Below are 18,489 nucleotides of genomic sequence, written 5' to 3'. Positions count from 1 at the left end.
TTACAGGCACGCCTAAATCGCTCCAGACCCCGTCACATATGGGAGAAATCCCCGAAGACAAGACGTCTCCTTTCCTTGACGCTGAGAATTAACCATGAGTATAATGAATCCAATAATCAAGGGAGGCAAGTAATGAACAAGCCAAATGAAATTATCGTTGTTCTGGATTTCGGGGGACAGTATAACCAGCTTATCGCGCGCAGAATTCGGGACCTGGGGGTATACAGCGAGCTTCTGCCGTACAATACACCAATGGAGAAGATTAAGGCACTGTCGCCCAAAGGGATTATTTTCTCAGGCGGGCCAAGCAGTGTGTACGCTGAGGATGCACCACATGTAGATCCGGCGATTTATGAACTCGGACTTCCGATCTTCGGAATCTGTTACGGGATGCAACTGATGGCCCAGCAGCAGGGCGGCAAGGTAGAACGCGCATCCAAGCGTGAATACGGCAAAGCGGATGTGGAATTCTCGCCAGGGTCCGTGCTTGCAGCAGGTCTTGAGAGCAATCAGACCGTATGGATGAGCCACGGCGACCATGTTGTGGAGCTTCCGGAAGGCTTTAAGCTGGATGCCGGGACAGAGAGTGCTCCAATCGCAGCTATGAGCAATGATGCACGCAAATTCTTCGCCGTACAGTTCCACCCTGAGGTGCGTCACTCTGTGAACGGGAATGAGATGATTTCGAACTTCCTGTATGAGGTCTGCGGATGCGAGGGCAAATGGACGATGGAGTCGTTTATTGATGATGCCATTAAGGATATCCGCGACAAAGTCGGCGACAAAAAAGTGCTCTGCGCGCTCAGCGGCGGTGTAGATTCCTCTGTTGTGGCTATGCTGATTCACCGGGCCATCGGCGATCAGCTGACTTGTATGTTCATTGACCACGGCCTTCTGCGCAAAGGTGAAGCGGAGAGCGTTATGGAGACTTTTGTCGGCAAATTCGATATCCATGTGGTCAAAATCGACGCTCGTGACCGCTTCCTCGGCAAGCTGGCCGGTGTTTCCGATCCCGAACAGAAACGTAAGATCATCGGCAATGAATTCATTTATTGCTTCGACGAAGAATCGGCCAAGCTGGGTGATTTCGCATTCCTGGCGCAAGGCACACTGTATACAGATATCGTGGAGAGCGGTACAGCAACGGCTCAGACAATCAAGTCCCACCATAATGTAGGCGGGCTGCCTGAAGATATGAAATTCAGTCTGATCGAGCCGCTGAACACCCTGTTCAAGGATGAGGTCCGTAAACTGGGTGAAGAGCTCGGAATGCCGCATGCCATCGTTTGGCGTCAGCCTTTCCCGGGTCCGGGTCTGGCCATCCGTGTTCTGGGTGAAGTAACCGAAGAGAAGCTGACTATTGTCCGTGATTCGGACTTTATCCTGCGTGAAGAGATTGCCAAAGCCGGTCTCGACCGCGAAATCTGGCAGTATTTCACCGCATTGCCTAACATGAAGAGTGTTGGTGTGATGGGCGACGAGCGTACGTATTCCTATACCGTAGGTATTCGTGCTGTAACTTCCATCGACGGAATGACGGCCGACTGGGCGCGTATTCCGTGGGATATTCTGGAGAAAATCTCCGTGCGCATCGTCAACGAGGTCGATAACGTCAACCGCATCGTGTACGATATTACTTCGAAGCCGCCTGCAACGATCGAGTGGGAATAGTCTCAGCAGCAGCTGACTATAGAATTCCGGAGCCGGAACGCCTTCATTGGCGTTTTCGGTTTTTTTTGCTGATATAAGAGCAAGCCACCCGGCTATCCCGCTTAGCGCTCCATCATACGTGTTGTAACCTGCTTAAGTACAGTGCCGTCCGCGTTTATGCCGAGATGTTTGGCAGATCATCTCTGTACCAAGCGGAATTTGTCATGAAAATGTTCGATTTACGAACAATTGCATAAACCTTACGCTTAATGTTCGTATTTACCATTGACAACCCATGTCATATACACCTAAAATGATAAAGCGCTACAGCAAATATATATTCGTATAATTCCGGGGATTGGCCCGGAAGTCTCTACGAGGTCACCGTAATGACCTGGCTACGATTAAGAAGAGCAGCTTACCTGGAATTCCGGTTAACACCGGATATGCCGGACAAGAACCTCTTTTTTCGGGCCGGTGTCTTCCCAGATGCCGGCTTTTCTGTTGCTGTGATGGCATAACATACACCTTAGGGGGAGAACAATTTGAATCGCTTTTTCAAGTTGAAAGAGAACGGCACCACAGTACGCACAGAGATTATGGCCGGTTTGACCACGTTTATGGCAATGGCTTATATCCTATCGGTGAATCCCAGCACGTTGACTGCCTTCGGCCGGATTGATATGGGCTGGTATTCCGTATTCCTCGCTACGGCGCTGGCAGCTGGTATTTTCACAATTGCCATGGGATTATTCATTAACTTCCCGGTAGCTTTGGCACCAGGTATGGGCCTTAACGCATATTTTGCATCCGTAGTATTGTCTTCAGCCACTACTGACCATGAGTTCACTTGGCAAATGGGGTTAACCGCTGTATTTATCTCCGGTATCATCTTCATTCTGCTGACCGTTACGCGGGTCCGGCAAATATTGCTCACTGCAATTCCTGACAGCCTGAAGCATGCCATCACGGTCGGTATCGGGATGTTCATCACCATTATCGGACTGAAGAACAGCGGATTGATGACGATCGGCGTTGAAGCCGGAAGCGACATTGCTGCTAATAAATTCACGGATGTCCTTTCCTTCGAAACTGTAATTCATATGGGCAGCCTGGAGAACACGAATGTTCAGCTCGTAATTATCGGACTGCTGCTGATCTCCATCCTGATGGTGCTGCGCGTCCGCGGCGCAATCCTGTTCGGTATTCTGGGTACCACGCTGGCTGCAATCCTGATGGGCGCTGTAGATTTCAGTTCGCTGAGTAATCCGCAGACACCTTGGGTTCCTGACTTCACGCAACTCAACTTCTGGGAATTCGACTGGGAAGGCATTATGCACACCGGTATCGTTTCCGCAATTGCTACCTTCACCTTTGTAGAATTGTTTGATACCTTCGGTACACTTGTAGGTACTGCTGAACGTGCAGGAATCATGAAGGATGCTGAAGAAGGCAAAAGACGTGTTGGTAACGCCATGTTTGTAGATGCAGTAGCCGTTGCCGGTGGTGCGATGCTGGGTACTTCCACAACCACTGCTTATGTTGAGAGTGCTGCCGGTGTAGCTGAAGGCGGACGTACGGGTCTGACTGCAGTAACTACAGGCGTATGCTTCCTGCTTGCCTTGTTCCTGGCTCCGGTTGTAGCGCTTATTCCCGGCCCTGCAACAGCCGCTGCACTGATTATTGTCGGTGTCCTGATGGCCCAGTCCATCCGCGACATTGATTTCCAGGATATGGTCCTGGCGATCCCGGCCTTCCTGACCTTTGTTATTATGCCTTTTACTTACAACATCGCTAACGGTATTTCGTTCGGGATTGTCACTTATGTTATTCTGGCTTGCGTAGCGAATCTGGCCGGCAAGAAGAAATATGATATCCACTGGATGATGTGGGTACTGGCTGTTCTGATTATTCTGCGTTATGTTCTGATCGGCAGCCAAGGCTAAGAGAGAACGACATCCGTCTTTAACTTACACGGTTCCTTCATTAATATGAAGGGGCCGTTTTTTTATAAAAATGTAAGAATTTATTTGCTTCACGCTATCAATTATCCTTCTATTTCTCGCTGAAACGGTACCGTCCTTATAAAAGGACGGCAAAGCCGTTTCTACTTGTTATAGAAATGTATAGGTTTCTCTGGAGAATCCCTCATATGGAGGCTGCAGCTAGGGTTAACCTCTGCTTTACCCTTTTCTTCATCCAGTATTTAGATTATATTGTTGAAGAGGTGATAAACGTTGTCCGGCTTACTTACGAGAGCTTACAAGTCCTGCATGAACAATCCCTGGCCGTACCTATTGTTTCTGCTGGGGGCAATCGTTCGTATCATATACATAAACTCTATTCCTCCGGGACTGAACCAGGACGAAGCATCTATCGGCTATGATGCTTACGCCATTCTTCACTACGGGATGGACCGCAATGGTGTACATCTGCCCGTTCATCTTATCGCCTGGGGCAGCGGACAGAATGCGCTGTATGCCTACTTGTCCATGCCGTTTATTCTGCTGTTCGGCCTGACGCCGCTGTCTGTGCGGGCACTCAGTCTGGTCATGGGCTTGCTGGCCATGATTTTCTTCTACCTGATTATGAAACGGCTGTCCGCCTCATCCGGAGCAGGAATCGCAGCCATGTTCTTTATTGCGATTAATCCCTGGCATATTATGATGTCAAGGTGGGCGCTGGAATCGAATCTGTTTCCTACGATGATTTTGATAGCTGTGTACCTTCTGCTAAGATCCTTCGACAATCCGAGATGGTTTTATGCGTTTGCCGGCATGCTGGCCCTCTCGCTGTATGCCTATGGAACAGCTTACTTTTTTGTCCCGTTATTTGCACTTGGTACGGCAATTCTTCTATTGTATAGCAAGATGCTTAAGCTCCGGACTCTTGTGTGGAACAGCCTGCTGTTTGCAGCAATGGCCCTACCTATACTATTATTTATTGTTATTAACCGTTACGCTATGCCGGACATAGCCACTCCATTGTTCACTATTCCCAGGCTTACGATGCCGCGTGTGGAGGAGATCTCATCCGTGTTCAGCGGACAGCTGGGGAGGGCAGCTGCGGATAACTTCAGTGCATTCAGCAAGCTTATGCTTAGCGGGACTGACGGCTTGCCATGGAATTCAATTTCTCCTTATGGCTATGCGTACCCGATCGCGCTGCCCTTTGCGTTGCTGGGACTGGTTGTCCTTATACATTCATGGTGGACCAGGCGGCGGGAGAACGCAGGGTATGGAATCTTGCTGCTCTGGTTCCTGATTGCCGTGCTGATGGCGTTTATTACAAGTGTAAATATCAACCGGATCAATATTATTTTCTATCCGTTCATCATGCTGGTAAGCGCCGGATTTGTGTGGCTTGCGGGGAGAGTCAAGGGGGCTGCTGTACTGGCCGCTGCAGTGTTTACAATATTTTTTGTCCTGTTCTCCAATGATTATTTCCGTGAGTTCCCCGGCCGGATCGGGCCGGCTTTTTATGATTCTTTCGGCGAGGCGGTGCAGTATGCTTCCGAACACAGCCCGGGAGAAATCTATATTACCAATAATGTGAATATGCCATACATTTATGTGCTGTTCTATGAGCGGATCAATCCGCAGGACTTCCAGAATTCCGTCGTTTACGCCAATCCGGGAGAAGCTTTCCAGCGTGTATCCTCCTTTGGGAGATACAGATTTGACGATTTGAACATGGTGCCTGCCAATGCCGCATATATCTTTGGGAATAGCTCTCCGCTTCCTGCGGCAAGTGCAGCATATACAGTTAAGCGTTTCGCCAACTACAGTGTAATGCTTACTAATGACAAAGCGGACAGGCTTCCGGTAGCTCCGGAGAATCCCGCTGCTGAATTTAGGAATGGGGGGTTTGAAGAAGGAACTTCGGGCTGGACATTCACTGCGGGAACGGGAGTGGCTGATAATAAGCCTTACGCCGGAACTAGGCTGGCTTATCTTGATGCGGGAGCTGACAAAAGCGTGTCGCAGGTTTTTGCCGCGGCAGCCGGTGACTACAAGCTGTCCGCCATGGTTAGTGCAGGCGGCAGCGGCGGCGGGAAGATCGGAATCCGTGCAGCCGGCACTTTGCTGGCAGAAGCCGAACTGCAGGCAGGGGAAGATTATCATCAGGTTACACTTCCTGTGGTCGCGCTGGAGCAGGGGATGCAGGCAGAAGTTTACATAACCGGCGGTAACGGCTGGATTAACATTGACGAGGTGAGGGTGGAACGATGACCAAGAATACACGTGCGGCGGCAACCGTTATACTGATGCTCTTATTATTTATTCTTCCTGTAACAAACGTTTATGCTGAGGGGAATTTACTGCAGAATCCGGGTTTTGAGGATGGGGAGGACGGTGCTCCAGCCGGCTGGAGCAAAGATATGTGGATCCCGGGCGATGCCTCCGGTCTGCTGTCCGTTCAGTCCGAGGATGTTCACTCCGGCAGCAAAGCGGCAGTCATTGAGAACCTTGAACCCAATCACCTGAAGTGGGTACAGACGGTTGCCGTCTCGCCGGACAGCTACTATAAGATCTCGGGTTATGTCAAAATAGTCAGTACAGCAGGCGGGGGAATGGGTGCTAATATATTCCCAGTCGGGATTGGCGGCGGTTATCCCGCCACCCAGGATACAGCTGGCGATTGGCAGTATCTCGAGTTCATCGGCCAGACCGGCAAAGAGCAGACCGAGATCGGGATAGGTGCTGCCCTGGGCGGATATGCCAACCTGATTCAGGGCAAGGCCTATTTCGATGATCTGTCCGTAGAACAGCTGGATACAGCCCCGGAAGGCGTGAGCATTGTATCGCTGGACAGCGGTGCACCGGCGGCCGGGGCGGATGCGGGCGGCGGGAGCCAGCCGGCAGAAACACCGCATAAGGTGTCACCTGCCAAGCTGCTGCTGATATCGGCAGTGTTCAGTGTGTTCTTTGCTCTTTTATATCACAGAGCCTTCAGCAGTAAACGCCTGCTGAACCAGCAGGACGTGATCTATACACGCTGGCTGTATGTCTTGTTTGGTGTAGCGTTTATTCTGCGGATCTGGATTGGCCTGACTGCGCAGGGCTATCAGAATGATATGAATACATTCATGGCTTGGAGCCATCGTCTGACTGATCTTGGTCCGGGCAAATTCTATGAAGAAGGCTATTTCGCGGATTACCCCCCAGGCTACTTGTATGTGCTGTACCTGCTGAGTCTGCTCCGAGGATTGTTTAGCTTTGCGGGCGGATCAGGCGCAGAGACTGTGCTGTATAAGCTGCCGGCCATCATCTCCGACCTCGTGCTTGGCTGGATCATCTACAAAGGCGCGCGCACCAAGATCGGACCCGGACTTGCGATCGGGCTGATGATGCTGTTCCTGTTTAACCCGGCAGTGCTGATGGACTCTGCAGCGTGGGGACAAGCAGACTCCTTCTTCCTTATCTTCCTGCTGCTCAGCATAATGGGAGTAGTGGATAGAACCTTTGTACGCGCAGCAATCTTTTTCGCCATTGCCACACTGATCAAACCGCAGGCGCTGATTTTCACACCGGTCCTGCTCTTTGCCTTCTATCATCACCGTGCCTGGAAGCAGCTTGCTCTGGGCGCTGTCTATGGACTGGGAATATTTGCTCTGCTCGCAGCCCCATTCTTCTGGAATAACGGTGGTTTTGCCGGAGTGATTGAATTATATAAGAGCACTTTATCTTCTTATCCGTATTCTACGGTTAATGCATTCAATCTTTATGCTTTGACGGATCCGATGTGGTCAGCGCTTGATGTCACCTGGCTCGGCATACCTTACCGCATATGGGGCTTTATCTTCATACTTGTAGCAGTAGCTCTTGCTGCTTATTATTCCTTCAATACCAAGGACCGTAAGGATCTATCTAAATCGTATTTCCTCGGCATGGTGCTGATCACGGTTGTCTTTGTATTTGGTACCAAAATGCATGAACGCTACCTGTATCCTGTTCTGCTACTGTCTCTATTCACCTTCATTGAGAGCAAGGACCGGCGTTTCCTGACGCTGTTTCTCGGATTCTCACTGACTCAATATATTAATGTAGGCTATACGCTGGCCTATCTCAATACCGGCAGCAATCCGCCGACAGACGGAATTGTCCTGGTTACAGCGATTACGACCGTAGTTCTGGCATTATATCTGCTGTATGTTGGGTACGATGTATATATCCGCAAAGCAACAAAGCTCCTGCCAGAGCCTGTTACTACGCAGGCTGAATTTGAAGCAGATGTGCGGCTTGCAGAGGGGATTCAGCCCCTTGCCAAGCAAGAACGGCGTTCCCCGCTGAAGCTGCAGCGCAGAGACTGGATCTGGATGATCGCCATAACGGTGCTCTATGGAGCGCTTGCGCTTTATCATCTGGGGGACAATAAGTCGCCTGAAACCCTGTGGGAGCCTGCCGCCAGCGGCGAGAGCTTCTATGTGGATCTGGGGCAGGCCCACCAGCTGGAGCGGGTAAATATCTTCGGCGGTGTCGGCACGGGCAAGTTTCAGCTGGAGTTCAGCCAGACTCCGGATAATTGGAGCAGCCCGCTGGATGTGAGCGAGGATGTCGGCAATGTCTTCATATGGAAAAGCCAGCCGCTGAACGTATCGGCAAGATACGTCAAGCTGACAGTCACCTCTCCGGGCTTCACCCTGAATGAAGTGGCGTTCTATGGCCAGGAGGCACCGAAGACGCCTCTGCCGATTGCCGGAGTTACACCGGATGCCGCTGCTGCCGCCAAAAGAGGGGAACCAGCCCATCTGTTCGATGAGCAGTCCTTGATCCCGGAAAATTCGAATTTCATGAACAGTACGTATTTTGATGAAATCTATCATGCGCGGACGGCTTATGAACATTATCATGATATTGTCCCTTATGAGAATACGCACCCGCCGCTTGGCAAGCTGCTGATCGGTGCCGGCATGGAGCTGTTTGGCGTTAATCCGTTTGGCTGGCGTATCATCGGCACGCTGTTTGGAATTGCTATGCTACCGCTGATCTATATTATGGCGATGCGGCTGTTCCGGAAGACTACGTATGCTGCATTAGCAGCCGGACTGTTCGCCCTGGACTTCATGCATTTCACCCAGACGCGCATCTCGACGATTGATGTATACGGCGTATTCTTCATTATGCTGATGTTCTATTTCATGCAGCGGTATTATACGATGAACTTCTACCGTATGCCGCTGCGCACAACGCTGGTTCCGCTGTTCTGGTCCGGACTGTTCTTCGGAATCGGAGTGGCCTCCAAGTGGATTGTCCTGTACGGAGGGGCAGGACTTGCGGTGATGCTGGCACTGGCGCTGTTTGAGCGGTATAGGGAGTATAAGGCTGCAGGCCGTCTGCTGGCTGAAGGCAAGCTGACCGGTCAGGGGCTCAAAGCGGCCTGCCGGACAGCGGACCAGTCCTTCTGGAAGAACACCATCATCACTTTGGCCAGCTGCATCCTATTCTTTATTGCTATCCCGGTTATCATCTATAGCCTGTCCTTTGTACCGGCGCTCTCTGCTTCGGCGGAAGGCTTCACCATTAAGGGACTGATTGATGCCCAGAAAAATATGTACAACTATCACAGCCAGCTTGTAGCAACGCATCCGTTCGCCTCCTCCTGGTGGGAGTGGCCGTTCATGAAACGTCCGGTCTGGTTCTTCAGCGGCGGTGAAGGATTGCCGGAAGGCAAGGCCAGCAGCATCGTGACCATGGGGAATCCGCTCATCTGGTGGACAGGAATCTTCGCTATGCTGGCAGCCGTGTGGTTTACCGTGAAACGCCGGGACAAGAATCTGTACATGATCTGGATCGGGTTCTTCTCACAGTATGTTCCGTGGATGCTTGTGCCGCGTGAGACGTTCCTGTACCATTATTTTGCGATGGTGCCGTTTATGATTCTGTCGGTTGTCTATATCCTGAAGCTGCTTGACAGCAGATTCGGCGATGCTAAATACCTGCGGTATGCCTATGTGGCTGCAGCAGCCATCCTGTTTGTAATGTTCTATCCGGTATTATCCGGAATGCAGGTTAATAGCAGTTATATAAATACGGTACTGCGGTGGTTCCCTTCCTGGGTATTCTAGGGGGCACTATTTAATGAGGCACAGATGCTTAAAAAGTCAGTTTTATTGCGGGGGATCTCGTAGAAACTTATAGGAGGAACTAAGGTGAAAGCCAGATACAGTGTGATTGTCCCCATGTTCAATGAGGAGGAAGTCATTCAGGTAACCTATGAGCGGCTCAAAAAAGTAATGGATGGTTGCGGCGATTCCTATGAACTGGTTTTCGTCAATGACGGCAGCCGGGACCGTACGGCGGAGATCATGCGCGAGATCAGCAGCCGGGATGAGCATGTCAAGCTGATCGACTTCTCCCGTAATTTCGGCCACCAGGTGGCGATTACGGCTGGTATGGATTATGCCGAAGGCCAGGCAGTCGTGGTGATTGACGCAGACCTCCAAGATCCTCCTGAGGTTATTCTGCAGATGATTGCGAAGTGGAAAGAGGGCTACGAAGTTGTGTATGCCAAGCGGTTGAAGCGTCACGGGGAGACTTTATTCAAGAAAGTCACCGCTAAGATCTTTTACCGCCTGCTCAGCAGTATGACCAGTGTTGAAATCCCTACCGATACCGGGGACTTCCGGCTGATCGACCGTAAAGTCTGTGATGTGCTGCGCGGTCTGAAGGAGAAGAACCGGTACGTCCGGGGTCTGGTGAGCTGGGTAGGCTTCCGGCAGACCATGGTAGAATATGTGCGGGAGGAGCGCTTTGCCGGGGAAACGAAGTATCCGCTCAAGAAAATGATCCGGTTTGCGCTCGACGGCATCACCTCCTTTTCCCACAAACCGCTCAAAATCGCATCCTATATCGGATTCTTTCTGTCCTTTTCCAGCTTCATCTATCTGTTCCTGGTATTGTTCCAAAAAATCTTTACCTCCTGGACCGTACCCGGATGGGCATCTATAGTTGGCGTGAACCTGCTCTTCAATGGGATTGTGCTGATGCTGCTGGGGGTAATTGGAGAGTATATCGGACGGATCTATGATGAGTCGAAGGACAGACCGCTCTATATTGTGCGTGAGACCAAAGGCTATCCGGATGCGGAAATAGAAGACACGCGGAAGGAAAGCGATTATGCCAGATAAGAGATGGAGTGCGGGGTTCATCCAGTTCCTGAAATTCAATGCGGTAGGCCTGCTGAATACATTGGTTGACTTTGCTGTATTCACACTGCTGCATTCCCTTGGGATGATCAATACCCCTGCGCAGATTATTTCCTATAGCGCCGGTACGGCCAACAGCTTCTTCTGGAACAAAAAGGTAACCTTCCGTGACAGGGACATCGGCAATAAAGAGGGCTTCGACCGGATGCAGCTGGTCAGGTTTATCGTGCTGAACCTGTTGGTGCTGGTTATATCGGTGCTGCTGATTCATATATTGACCGATTCTCTCGGTATTCAAGTGCTGATCGCCAAAGTGCTGGTCACATTTGTTACGGTAATCATTAATTTCTTCGGAAGCCGGAAGTGGGTATTCTGAAAATATATGAATTTATATGCTTGCTGCTATAAATTACCTTCTATTTCTCGCTGAAACGGTACCGTCCTTAAAAAGGACGGTAAAGTCGTTTCTACTTGTTATATAGAAGCATTGCTTCTTAATTATTCCGGAAGGGTATCATCTATTCTATATTACGGAGGCGATTGTCATGCGGAAATTATCCTATTTGATTATACTTGCCGGGGTGCTAATTATGCTCTATCCCAAAGGAAGCGAATGGTACAATGACCGTCAGCAGCAAAAGCTGCTGGAAGAGGCTGAACAGGCCTACAGTGAAATCGTTCCGTCTGCCTCAGCTCCGGCCAGTGCTGATCTAAGTAAGCCTTACGCGGAAGTAACCCAGCTGCTGGCAGATGAGTCGGCTGCGGAAGAGCCTGAACCCTCTGCAGCGCCTGAGATTGAAGTCGGAGGCAAGGTGATGGCGATTATCAAAATCGACAAAATAGATCTGAAGCTGCCTGTACTGGAAGGCGCCACCAAGGCGAATATGAAGCATGCAGCTGCGCATATGAAGGAGACGGCTCCGCTCGGCGCTACTGGCAATGCTGCGATTGCAGCGCATAGATCAAGAACTACGGGAAGGCTGTTCAATAGATTGAATGAAGTCGGAGTGGGGGACGCTATTTCCGTTACAACCGGTAAGCAGGAATACAATTATGTAGTTTATGATGTAACTATTGTGGAACCGACCGATGTATCCGTATTGAAAGGGAATGAGGATGACAAGATTCTTACACTCATTACTTGTGATCCGCTGGTGAATCCAACGCATAGACTTATCATTCACGCAAAGTTATCCTGATGTTTGTAGAATGATGACGGAAAAATTTAAAATACTTAAAATTTTTATTTGTTTTCGCAGAAATCTAGTGATTTAGGTCTTGATAATAGAAATAGATATGGTAAGATATAACTATATAAAGCTAATACACGATAAACGGCAAACCTATCGAAAGGTAGGGACGCAAAGCTAAAGGGCCTTCCCGTAAGGATGGCAGCCAGCTACCGAATGAAGAGGCTTTTTTTGTTTGTTCTTATTGTATATCTAGCATTTTATGGTAGAAGCAAGGACAGATAAAGCTTATACGATAACGGCAAACCTATCGAAAGGTAGGGACGCAAAGCTAAAGGGCCTTCCCGTAAGGATGGCAGCCAGCTACCGAAAGGGGTTTTATCCAATGAAGAAGTTCTATCTAATGTTGGTTACACTATTCGTAGTGGTTACGTCGATGCAGACAGGTACAGCTCAAGCTGCTAATGCAGATGCAGGCTGGTTGAACATAGGTCAACTGGATCAGGGTGTTATCGGAGTATCTTATAATGTTCCTAAGGATAAGAAGATTAAGCTGATGATCACCAAAGACAATAACAGCTACACTTACAACTTGTACACCTCCAAACCAACTGAAACATTCCCGCTGCAACAAGGTAACGGTTCATACAAGGTTTCCGTACTTGAGAACACTACCGGCAACAAATACAAAGTAATTTCTTCCGAGACGGTAGATCTTAGCCTGAGCAACGCCAACGCAGTATATCTGAGCTCCGTACAGAATGTTAAATGGAGTTCTTCCGATAAAGCAGTTCTGAAAGCAGCACAACTTACACAAGGTTTGACATCAGATGAAGACAAAGTGAAGGCTATCTATAATTATATCGTTGCCAATGTGAAGTATGATTATTCCCTGGCTTCCAGTGTAACTACAGATTACATCCCTAACAACGACAGTACTCTTGTTTCCAAGAAAGGAATCTGCTACGACTACGCTTCCTTATTCGCTACTATGCTTCGCAGTGAAGGTATTCCTACCAAACTGGTTATGGGTAACACAAGCTATGTGACGTCTTACCACGCTTGGAATGAAGTGTTCCTTAATGGCAAATGGGTAACTATTGATACTACAGTTGATGCTGGACTTGCCAAGAACAGCAAAACAGCAGATCTGGTTAAAGTAGCAAGTAAATATACTGCAGCTAAGTTCTACTAAGAGCAGATGCATTTATAGTTTCATTGAGGATAACCCGCTTAATTATTAAGCGGGTTATTTTTATTTAGGAAAGGGTTGCTTTTTAGTAGAGAGATAGGGTATTATAAGTAAGCGTTGTTGGAGCGGCAAACTTAATGAGAAATGACTTAAATAAGTGAATTCAAAATAAAGCTTGCATTACTCGGATGAACGTGATATATTATAAGAGTTGCTGGTGACGCGGTAGTCGTCGTTGACAACAAGCTTGATCTTTGAAAACTGAACAACGAGTGAGTGGGAGATCGCTTCGGCGAGATCCAAAAATGATGAGTTTCACAGCGTCTTGTACGCTTTAGAAACTTCATCGTGAGAATGAAAATTCTCGTCAGATGTTTCAAAATGAGCAATCGCTCTTTCTAAATACAATTTGGAGAGTTTGATCCTGGCTCAGGACGAACGCTGGCGGCATGCCTAATACATGCAAGTCGAGCGGAGTTCATTTGAAAGCTTGCTTTCAAATGAACTTAGCGGCGGACGGGTGAGTAACACGTAGGCAACCTGCCCTCAAGACTGGGATAACTATCGGAAACGGTAGCTAATACCGGATAATTTCTTTCCTCTCCTGAAGAGAGAATGAAAGGCGGAGCAATCTGCCACTTGGGGATGGGCCTGCGGCGCATTAGCTAGTTGGTGGGGTAACGGCTCACCAAGGCGACGATGCGTAGCCGACCTGAGAGGGTGAACGGCCACACTGGGACTGAGACACGGCCCAGACTCCTACGGGAGGCAGCAGTAGGGAATCTTCCGCAATGGGCGAAAGCCTGACGGAGCAATGCCGCGTGAGTGATGAAGGTTTTCGGATCGTAAAGCTCTGTTGCCAGGGAAGAACGTCCGGTAGAGTAACTGCTACCGGAGTGACGGTACCTGAGAAGAAAGCCCCGGCTAACTACGTGCCAGCAGCCGCGGTAATACGTAGGGGGCAAGCGTTGTCCGGAATTATTGGGCGTAAAGCGCGCGCAGGCGGTCATTTAAGTCTGGTGTTTAAACCTTGGGCTCAACCTGGGGTCGCACTGGAAACTGGGTGACTTGAGTACAGAAGAGGAAAGTGGAATTCCACGTGTAGCGGTGAAATGCGTAGATATGTGGAGGAACACCAGTGGCGAAGGCGACTTTCTGGGCTGTAACTGACGCTGAGGCGCGAAAGCGTGGGGAGCAAACAGGATTAGATACCCTGGTAGTCCACGCCGTAAACGATGAGTGCTAGGTGTTAGGGGTTTCGATACCCTTGGTGCCGAAGTTAACACAGTAAGCACTCCGCCTGGGGAGTACGGTCGCAAGACTGAAACTCAAAGGAATTGACGGGGACCCGCACAAGCAGTGGAGTATGTGGTTTAATTCGAAGCAACGCGAAGAACCTTACCAGGTCTTGACATCCCGATGAAAGCATTAGAGATAGTGCCCCTCTTCGGAGCATCGGAGACAGGTGGTGCATGGTTGTCGTCAGCTCGTGTCGTGAGATGTTGGGTTAAGTCCCGCAACGAGCGCAACCCTTGACTTTAGTTGCCAGCAGGTAAGGCTGGGCACTCTAGAGTGACTGCCGGTGACAAACCGGAGGAAGGTGGGGATGACGTCAAATCATCATGCCCCTTATGACCTGGGCTACACACGTACTACAATGGCCGGTACAACGGGAAGCGAAACCGCGAGGTGGAGCCAATCCCAGCAAAGCCGGTCTCAGTTCGGATTGCAGGCTGCAACTCGCCTGCATGAAGTCGGAATTGCTAGTAATCGCGGATCAGCATGCCGCGGTGAATACGTTCCCGGGTCTTGTACACACCGCCCGTCACACCACGAGAGTTTACAACACCCGAAGTCGGTGGGGTAACCCGCAAGGGAGCCAGCCGCCGAAGGTGGGGTAGATGATTGGGGTGAAGTCGTAACAAGGTAGCCGTATCGGAAGGTGCGGCTGGATCACCTCCTTTCTATGGAGAATCGTTTCCTGCAACGGAAACATTCAAATCGGAAGCTAAAGCTTCCACAACGAACCTTAGGGTTCAAACACTCACTCGTTGGTCAGTTTTGAGAGTTTAAGCTCTCATCTTTAAACGGTCTGAATTTTCGAACATCACAGTCGTGATTGTCCCGAAATTTCAGCACCTTGATCCTTGAAAACTGGATACCGAAACGAATTTGCGTTTTAGAACATCTTTTAGCTGAAACTTGTGTAAGCAAGTTGAAATAGTTATTAGTGCAGAACGAAGGTTTTCGATTGTGCAGCGACCTTTGGCTTTGAATGTGTTGGTGAATGGAGTAATCCATGAGCAGCATTCAAAACAAGAGGAGCAAGCAAGCGAAACACCGGAGTGACGGTTAAGCTAATAAGAGCACACGGAGGATGCCTAGGCGCCAGGAGCCGACGAAGGACGTGGCGAACAACGAAACTGCCTCGGGGAGCTGTAAGCAAGCTTTGATCCGGGGGTGTCCGAATGGGGAAACCCAGCTGTGGTAATTCGCAGTTACTCGTATCTGAATACATAGGATACGCAGAGGCAGACCAGGGGAACTGAAACATCTAAGTACCCTGAGGAAGAGAAAACAATAGTGATTCCGTCAGTAGCGGCGAGCGAACGCGGAACAGCCTAAACCAAGGGGCTTGCCCCTTGGGGTTGTGGGACGTCTCACATGGAGTTACAAAGGAATATGGTAGGTGAAGAGGTCTGGAAAGGCCCGCGATAGAGGTAAAAGCCCTGTAGCCTAAACTGTGTTCTCTCCGAGACGGATCCCGAGTAGTGCGGGGCACGTGAAACCCCGTATGAATCCAGCAGGACCATCTGCTAAGGCTAAATACTACCTGGCGACCGATAGTGAAACAGTACCGTGAGGGAAAGGTGAAAAGCACCCCGGAAGGGGAGTGAAATAGAACCTGAAACCGTGTGCTTACAAAAAGTCAGAGCCCTATTACTGGGTGATGGCGTGCCTTTTGTAGAATGAACCGGCGAGTTACGTTTAACATGCAAGGTTAAGTCGAGAAGACGGAGCCGCAGCGAAAGCGAGTCTGAATAGGGCGAATGAGTATGTGGACGTAGACCCGAAACCGTGTGATCTACCCCTGTCCAGGGTGAAGGTGCGGTAACACGCACTGGAGGCCCGAACCCACGCATGTTGAAAAATGCGGGGATGAGGTGGGGGTAGCGGAGAAATTCCAATCGAACTCGGAGATAGCTGGTTCTCCCCGAAATAGCTTTAGGGCTAGCCTCGGTGAATGGAGTGGTGGAGGTAGAGCACTGATTGGGTGCGGGGCCCGCAAGGGTTACCAAGCTCAGTCAAACTCCGAATGCCATTAACTTCTTGCCGGGAGTCAGACAGTGAGTGCTAAGATCCATTGTCAAAAGGGAAACAGCCCAGACCATCAGCTAAGGTCCCCAAGTGTGTGTTAAGTGGGAAAGGATGTGGAGTTGCACAGACAACCAGGATGTTGGCTTAGAAGCAGCCACCATTGAAAGAGTGCGTAATAGCTCACTGGTCGAGTGACTCTGCGCCGAAAATGTAACGGGGCTAAACACACCACCGAAGCTATGGCTAGATACTTTGTATCTGGGGTAGGGGAGCGTTGTATGTAGGTTGAAGGTGTACCGTAAGGAGCGCTGGACAGCATACAAGTGAGAATGCCGGTATGAGTAACGAAAAGATCAGTGAGAATCTGATCCGCCGAAAGCCCAAGGTTTCCTGAGGAAGGCTCGTCCGCTCAGGGTAAGTCGGGACCTAAGGCGAGGCCGAAAGGCGTAGTCGAAGGACAACAGTTTGAAATTACTGTACCACCGTAATCCGCTATGAGCGATGGGGTGACGCAGGAGGGTAGTGACGCGGACTGATGGATATGTCCGTCTAAGCAGTGAGGCTGATGTGTAGGCAAATCCGCACATCAATAAGGCTGGGCTGTGATGGGGAGCGAAAATTGTAGTAGCGAAGGTCATGATCTCACACTGCCAAGAAAAGCCTCTAGCCAGGAGAAGGTGCCCGTACCGCAAACCGACACAGGTAGGCGAGAAGAGAATTCTAAGGCGCGCGGAAGAACTCTCGTTAAGGAACTCGGCAAAATGACCTCGTAACTTCGGGAGAAGAGGTGCCTCGGTAGGGTGAATAGCCCGAGGGGGCCGCAGTGAAAAGGCCCAAGCGACTGTTTAGCAAAAACACAGGTCTGTGCGAAGCCGCAAGGCGAAGTATACGGGCTGACGCCTGCCCGGTGCTGGAAGGTTAAGGGGAGTGGTTAGGGGCAACCCGAAGCTGTGAACCGAAGCCCCAGTAAACGGCGGCCGTAACTATAACGGTCCTAAGGTAGCGAAATTCCTTGTCAGGTAAATTCTGACCCGCACGAATGGCGTAACGACTTGGGCGCTGTCTCAACGAGAGATCCGGTGAAATTTTAATACCTGTGAAGATGCAGGTTACCCGCGACAAGACGGAAAGACCCCATGGAGCTTTACTGCAGCTTGATATTGAATTTGGGTACGATCTGTACAGGATAGGTGGGAGCCGTAGAGGCAGGAGCGCAAGCTTCTGCGGAGGCGCCGTTGGGATACCACCCTGATCGTATCTAGGTTCTAACCTAGTACCCTAAGCGGGTACGGGGACCGTGTCAGGCGGGCAGTTTGACTGGGGCGGTCGCCTCCTAAAGAGTAACGGAGGCGTTCAAAGGTTCCCTCAGAATGGTTGGAAATCATTCGCAGAGTGCAAAGGCATAAGGGAGCTTGACTGCGAGACCTACAAGTCGAGCAGGGACGAAAGTCGGACTTAGTGATCCGGTGGTACCGCATGGAAGGGCCATCGCTCAACGGATAAAAGCTACCCTGGGGATAACAGGCTTATCTCCCCCAAGAGTCCACATCGACGGGGAGGTTTGGCACCTCGATGTCGGCTCATCGCATCCTGGGGCTGAAGTAGGTCCCAAGGGTTGGGCTGTTCGCCCATTAAAGCGGTACGCGAGCTGGGTTCAGAACGTCGTGAGACAGTTCGGTCCCTATCTGTCGTGGGCGCAGGAAATTTGAGAGGAGCTGTCCTTAGTACGAGAGGACCGGGATGGACGTACCGCTGGTGCATCAGTTGTTCCGCCAGGAGCATGGCTGAGTAGCTACGTACGGACGGGATAAGCGCTGAAAGCATCTAAGCGTGAAGCCCCCCTCAAGATGAGATTTCCCAACTAGTAAGACCCCTTGAAGACGACGAGGTAGATAGGTTGGAGGTGGAAGTGCAGCAATGCATGGAGCTGACCAATACTAATCGGTCGAGGGCTTATCCAAATTTCTTAGAGCGCAGATTCGTTTCGGATT

8 protein-coding genes, 2 rRNA genes and 3 riboswitches are annotated in these 18,489 nt (G+C 50.2%); all 10 genes read left to right on the top strand.

From position 1 onward, the window contains the following. The first annotated feature begins 132 nt into the window (after positions 1 to 132). The 10 genes from guaA (at position 133) to MKZ24_RS01305 (ending at position 18,459) form a co-directional block, all read left to right on the top strand. Positions 133 to 1,671, top strand: a complete 1,539-nt coding sequence (gene guaA, locus MKZ24_RS01350; protein ID WP_042232399.1) for a glutamine-hydrolyzing GMP synthase — start codon at positions 133 to 135, stop codon at positions 1,669 to 1,671. A gap of 300 nt (positions 1,672 to 1,971) precedes the next feature. Next, positions 1,972 to 2,071, top strand: a riboswitch (purine riboswitch). 124 nt (positions 2,072 to 2,195) lie between these two features. Beyond that, positions 2,196 to 3,596 carry an NCS2 family permease gene (locus tag MKZ24_RS01345; RefSeq protein WP_042232401.1) on the top strand — a complete coding sequence of 467 codons (1,401 nt, stop codon included), beginning with the start codon at positions 2,196 to 2,198 and terminating at the stop codon, positions 3,594 to 3,596. 327 nt (positions 3,597 to 3,923) lie between these two features. Then, the gene (locus tag MKZ24_RS01340) at positions 3,924 to 5,882 is read left to right on the top strand and encodes a hypothetical protein (protein WP_340781075.1); all 1,959 of its coding nucleotides are present in this window, start codon (positions 3,924 to 3,926) and stop codon (positions 5,880 to 5,882) included. Beyond that, positions 5,879 to 9,718 (top strand): phospholipid carrier-dependent glycosyltransferase, encoded by a 3,840-nt coding sequence (locus tag MKZ24_RS01335; protein ID WP_052415948.1) that lies wholly within the window; start codon positions 5,879 to 5,881, stop codon positions 9,716 to 9,718. Before MKZ24_RS01340 ends, MKZ24_RS01335 begins: the two co-directional genes overlap by 4 nt. 84 nt (positions 9,719 to 9,802) lie before the next feature. After that, entirely contained in the window at positions 9,803 to 10,780 is a 978-nt protein-coding gene (locus MKZ24_RS01330) for a glycosyltransferase family 2 protein (RefSeq protein WP_081956361.1), read from the top strand. After that, positions 10,770 to 11,174: a GtrA family protein gene (locus MKZ24_RS01325; RefSeq protein WP_042232404.1), complete on the top strand. Its 405-nt coding sequence runs from the start codon at positions 10,770 to 10,772 to the stop codon at positions 11,172 to 11,174. Before MKZ24_RS01330 ends, MKZ24_RS01325 begins: the two co-directional genes overlap by 11 nt. 169 nt (positions 11,175 to 11,343) lie before the next feature. Continuing rightward, positions 11,344 to 11,997, top strand: a complete 654-nt coding sequence (locus MKZ24_RS01320; protein WP_042232406.1) for a class D sortase — start codon at positions 11,344 to 11,346, stop codon at positions 11,995 to 11,997. Positions 11,998 to 12,124: 127 nt separating this feature from the next. After that, a riboswitch (cyclic di-GMP riboswitch) is annotated at positions 12,125 to 12,205 on the top strand. Positions 12,206 to 12,278: 73 nt separating this feature from the next. After that, a riboswitch (cyclic di-GMP riboswitch) is annotated at positions 12,279 to 12,359 on the top strand. Between the two features lie 32 nt (positions 12,360 to 12,391). Continuing rightward, positions 12,392 to 13,183 (top strand): transglutaminase-like domain-containing protein, encoded by a 792-nt coding sequence (locus MKZ24_RS01315; protein WP_231637763.1) that lies wholly within the window; start codon positions 12,392 to 12,394, stop codon positions 13,181 to 13,183. Between the two features lie 403 nt (positions 13,184 to 13,586). After that, positions 13,587 to 15,144 (top strand): 16S ribosomal RNA (locus tag MKZ24_RS01310). A gap of 386 nt (positions 15,145 to 15,530) precedes the next feature. After that, positions 15,531 to 18,459: ribosomal RNA gene (locus MKZ24_RS01305) — 23S ribosomal RNA — on the top strand. The 16S and 23S rRNA genes sit together here, the layout of an rRNA operon. Positions 18,460 to 18,489 lie beyond the last annotated feature (30 nt).

The sequence above is a fragment of the Paenibacillus sp. FSL R7-0297 genome, from assembly GCF_038009025.1.
Taxonomy (GTDB): Bacteria; Bacillota; Bacilli; order Paenibacillales; family Paenibacillaceae; genus Paenibacillus_AQ.
The sequence above is the reverse complement of the archived record's forward strand: the minus strand, read 5'-3'. Positions and strand labels throughout refer to the sequence as shown.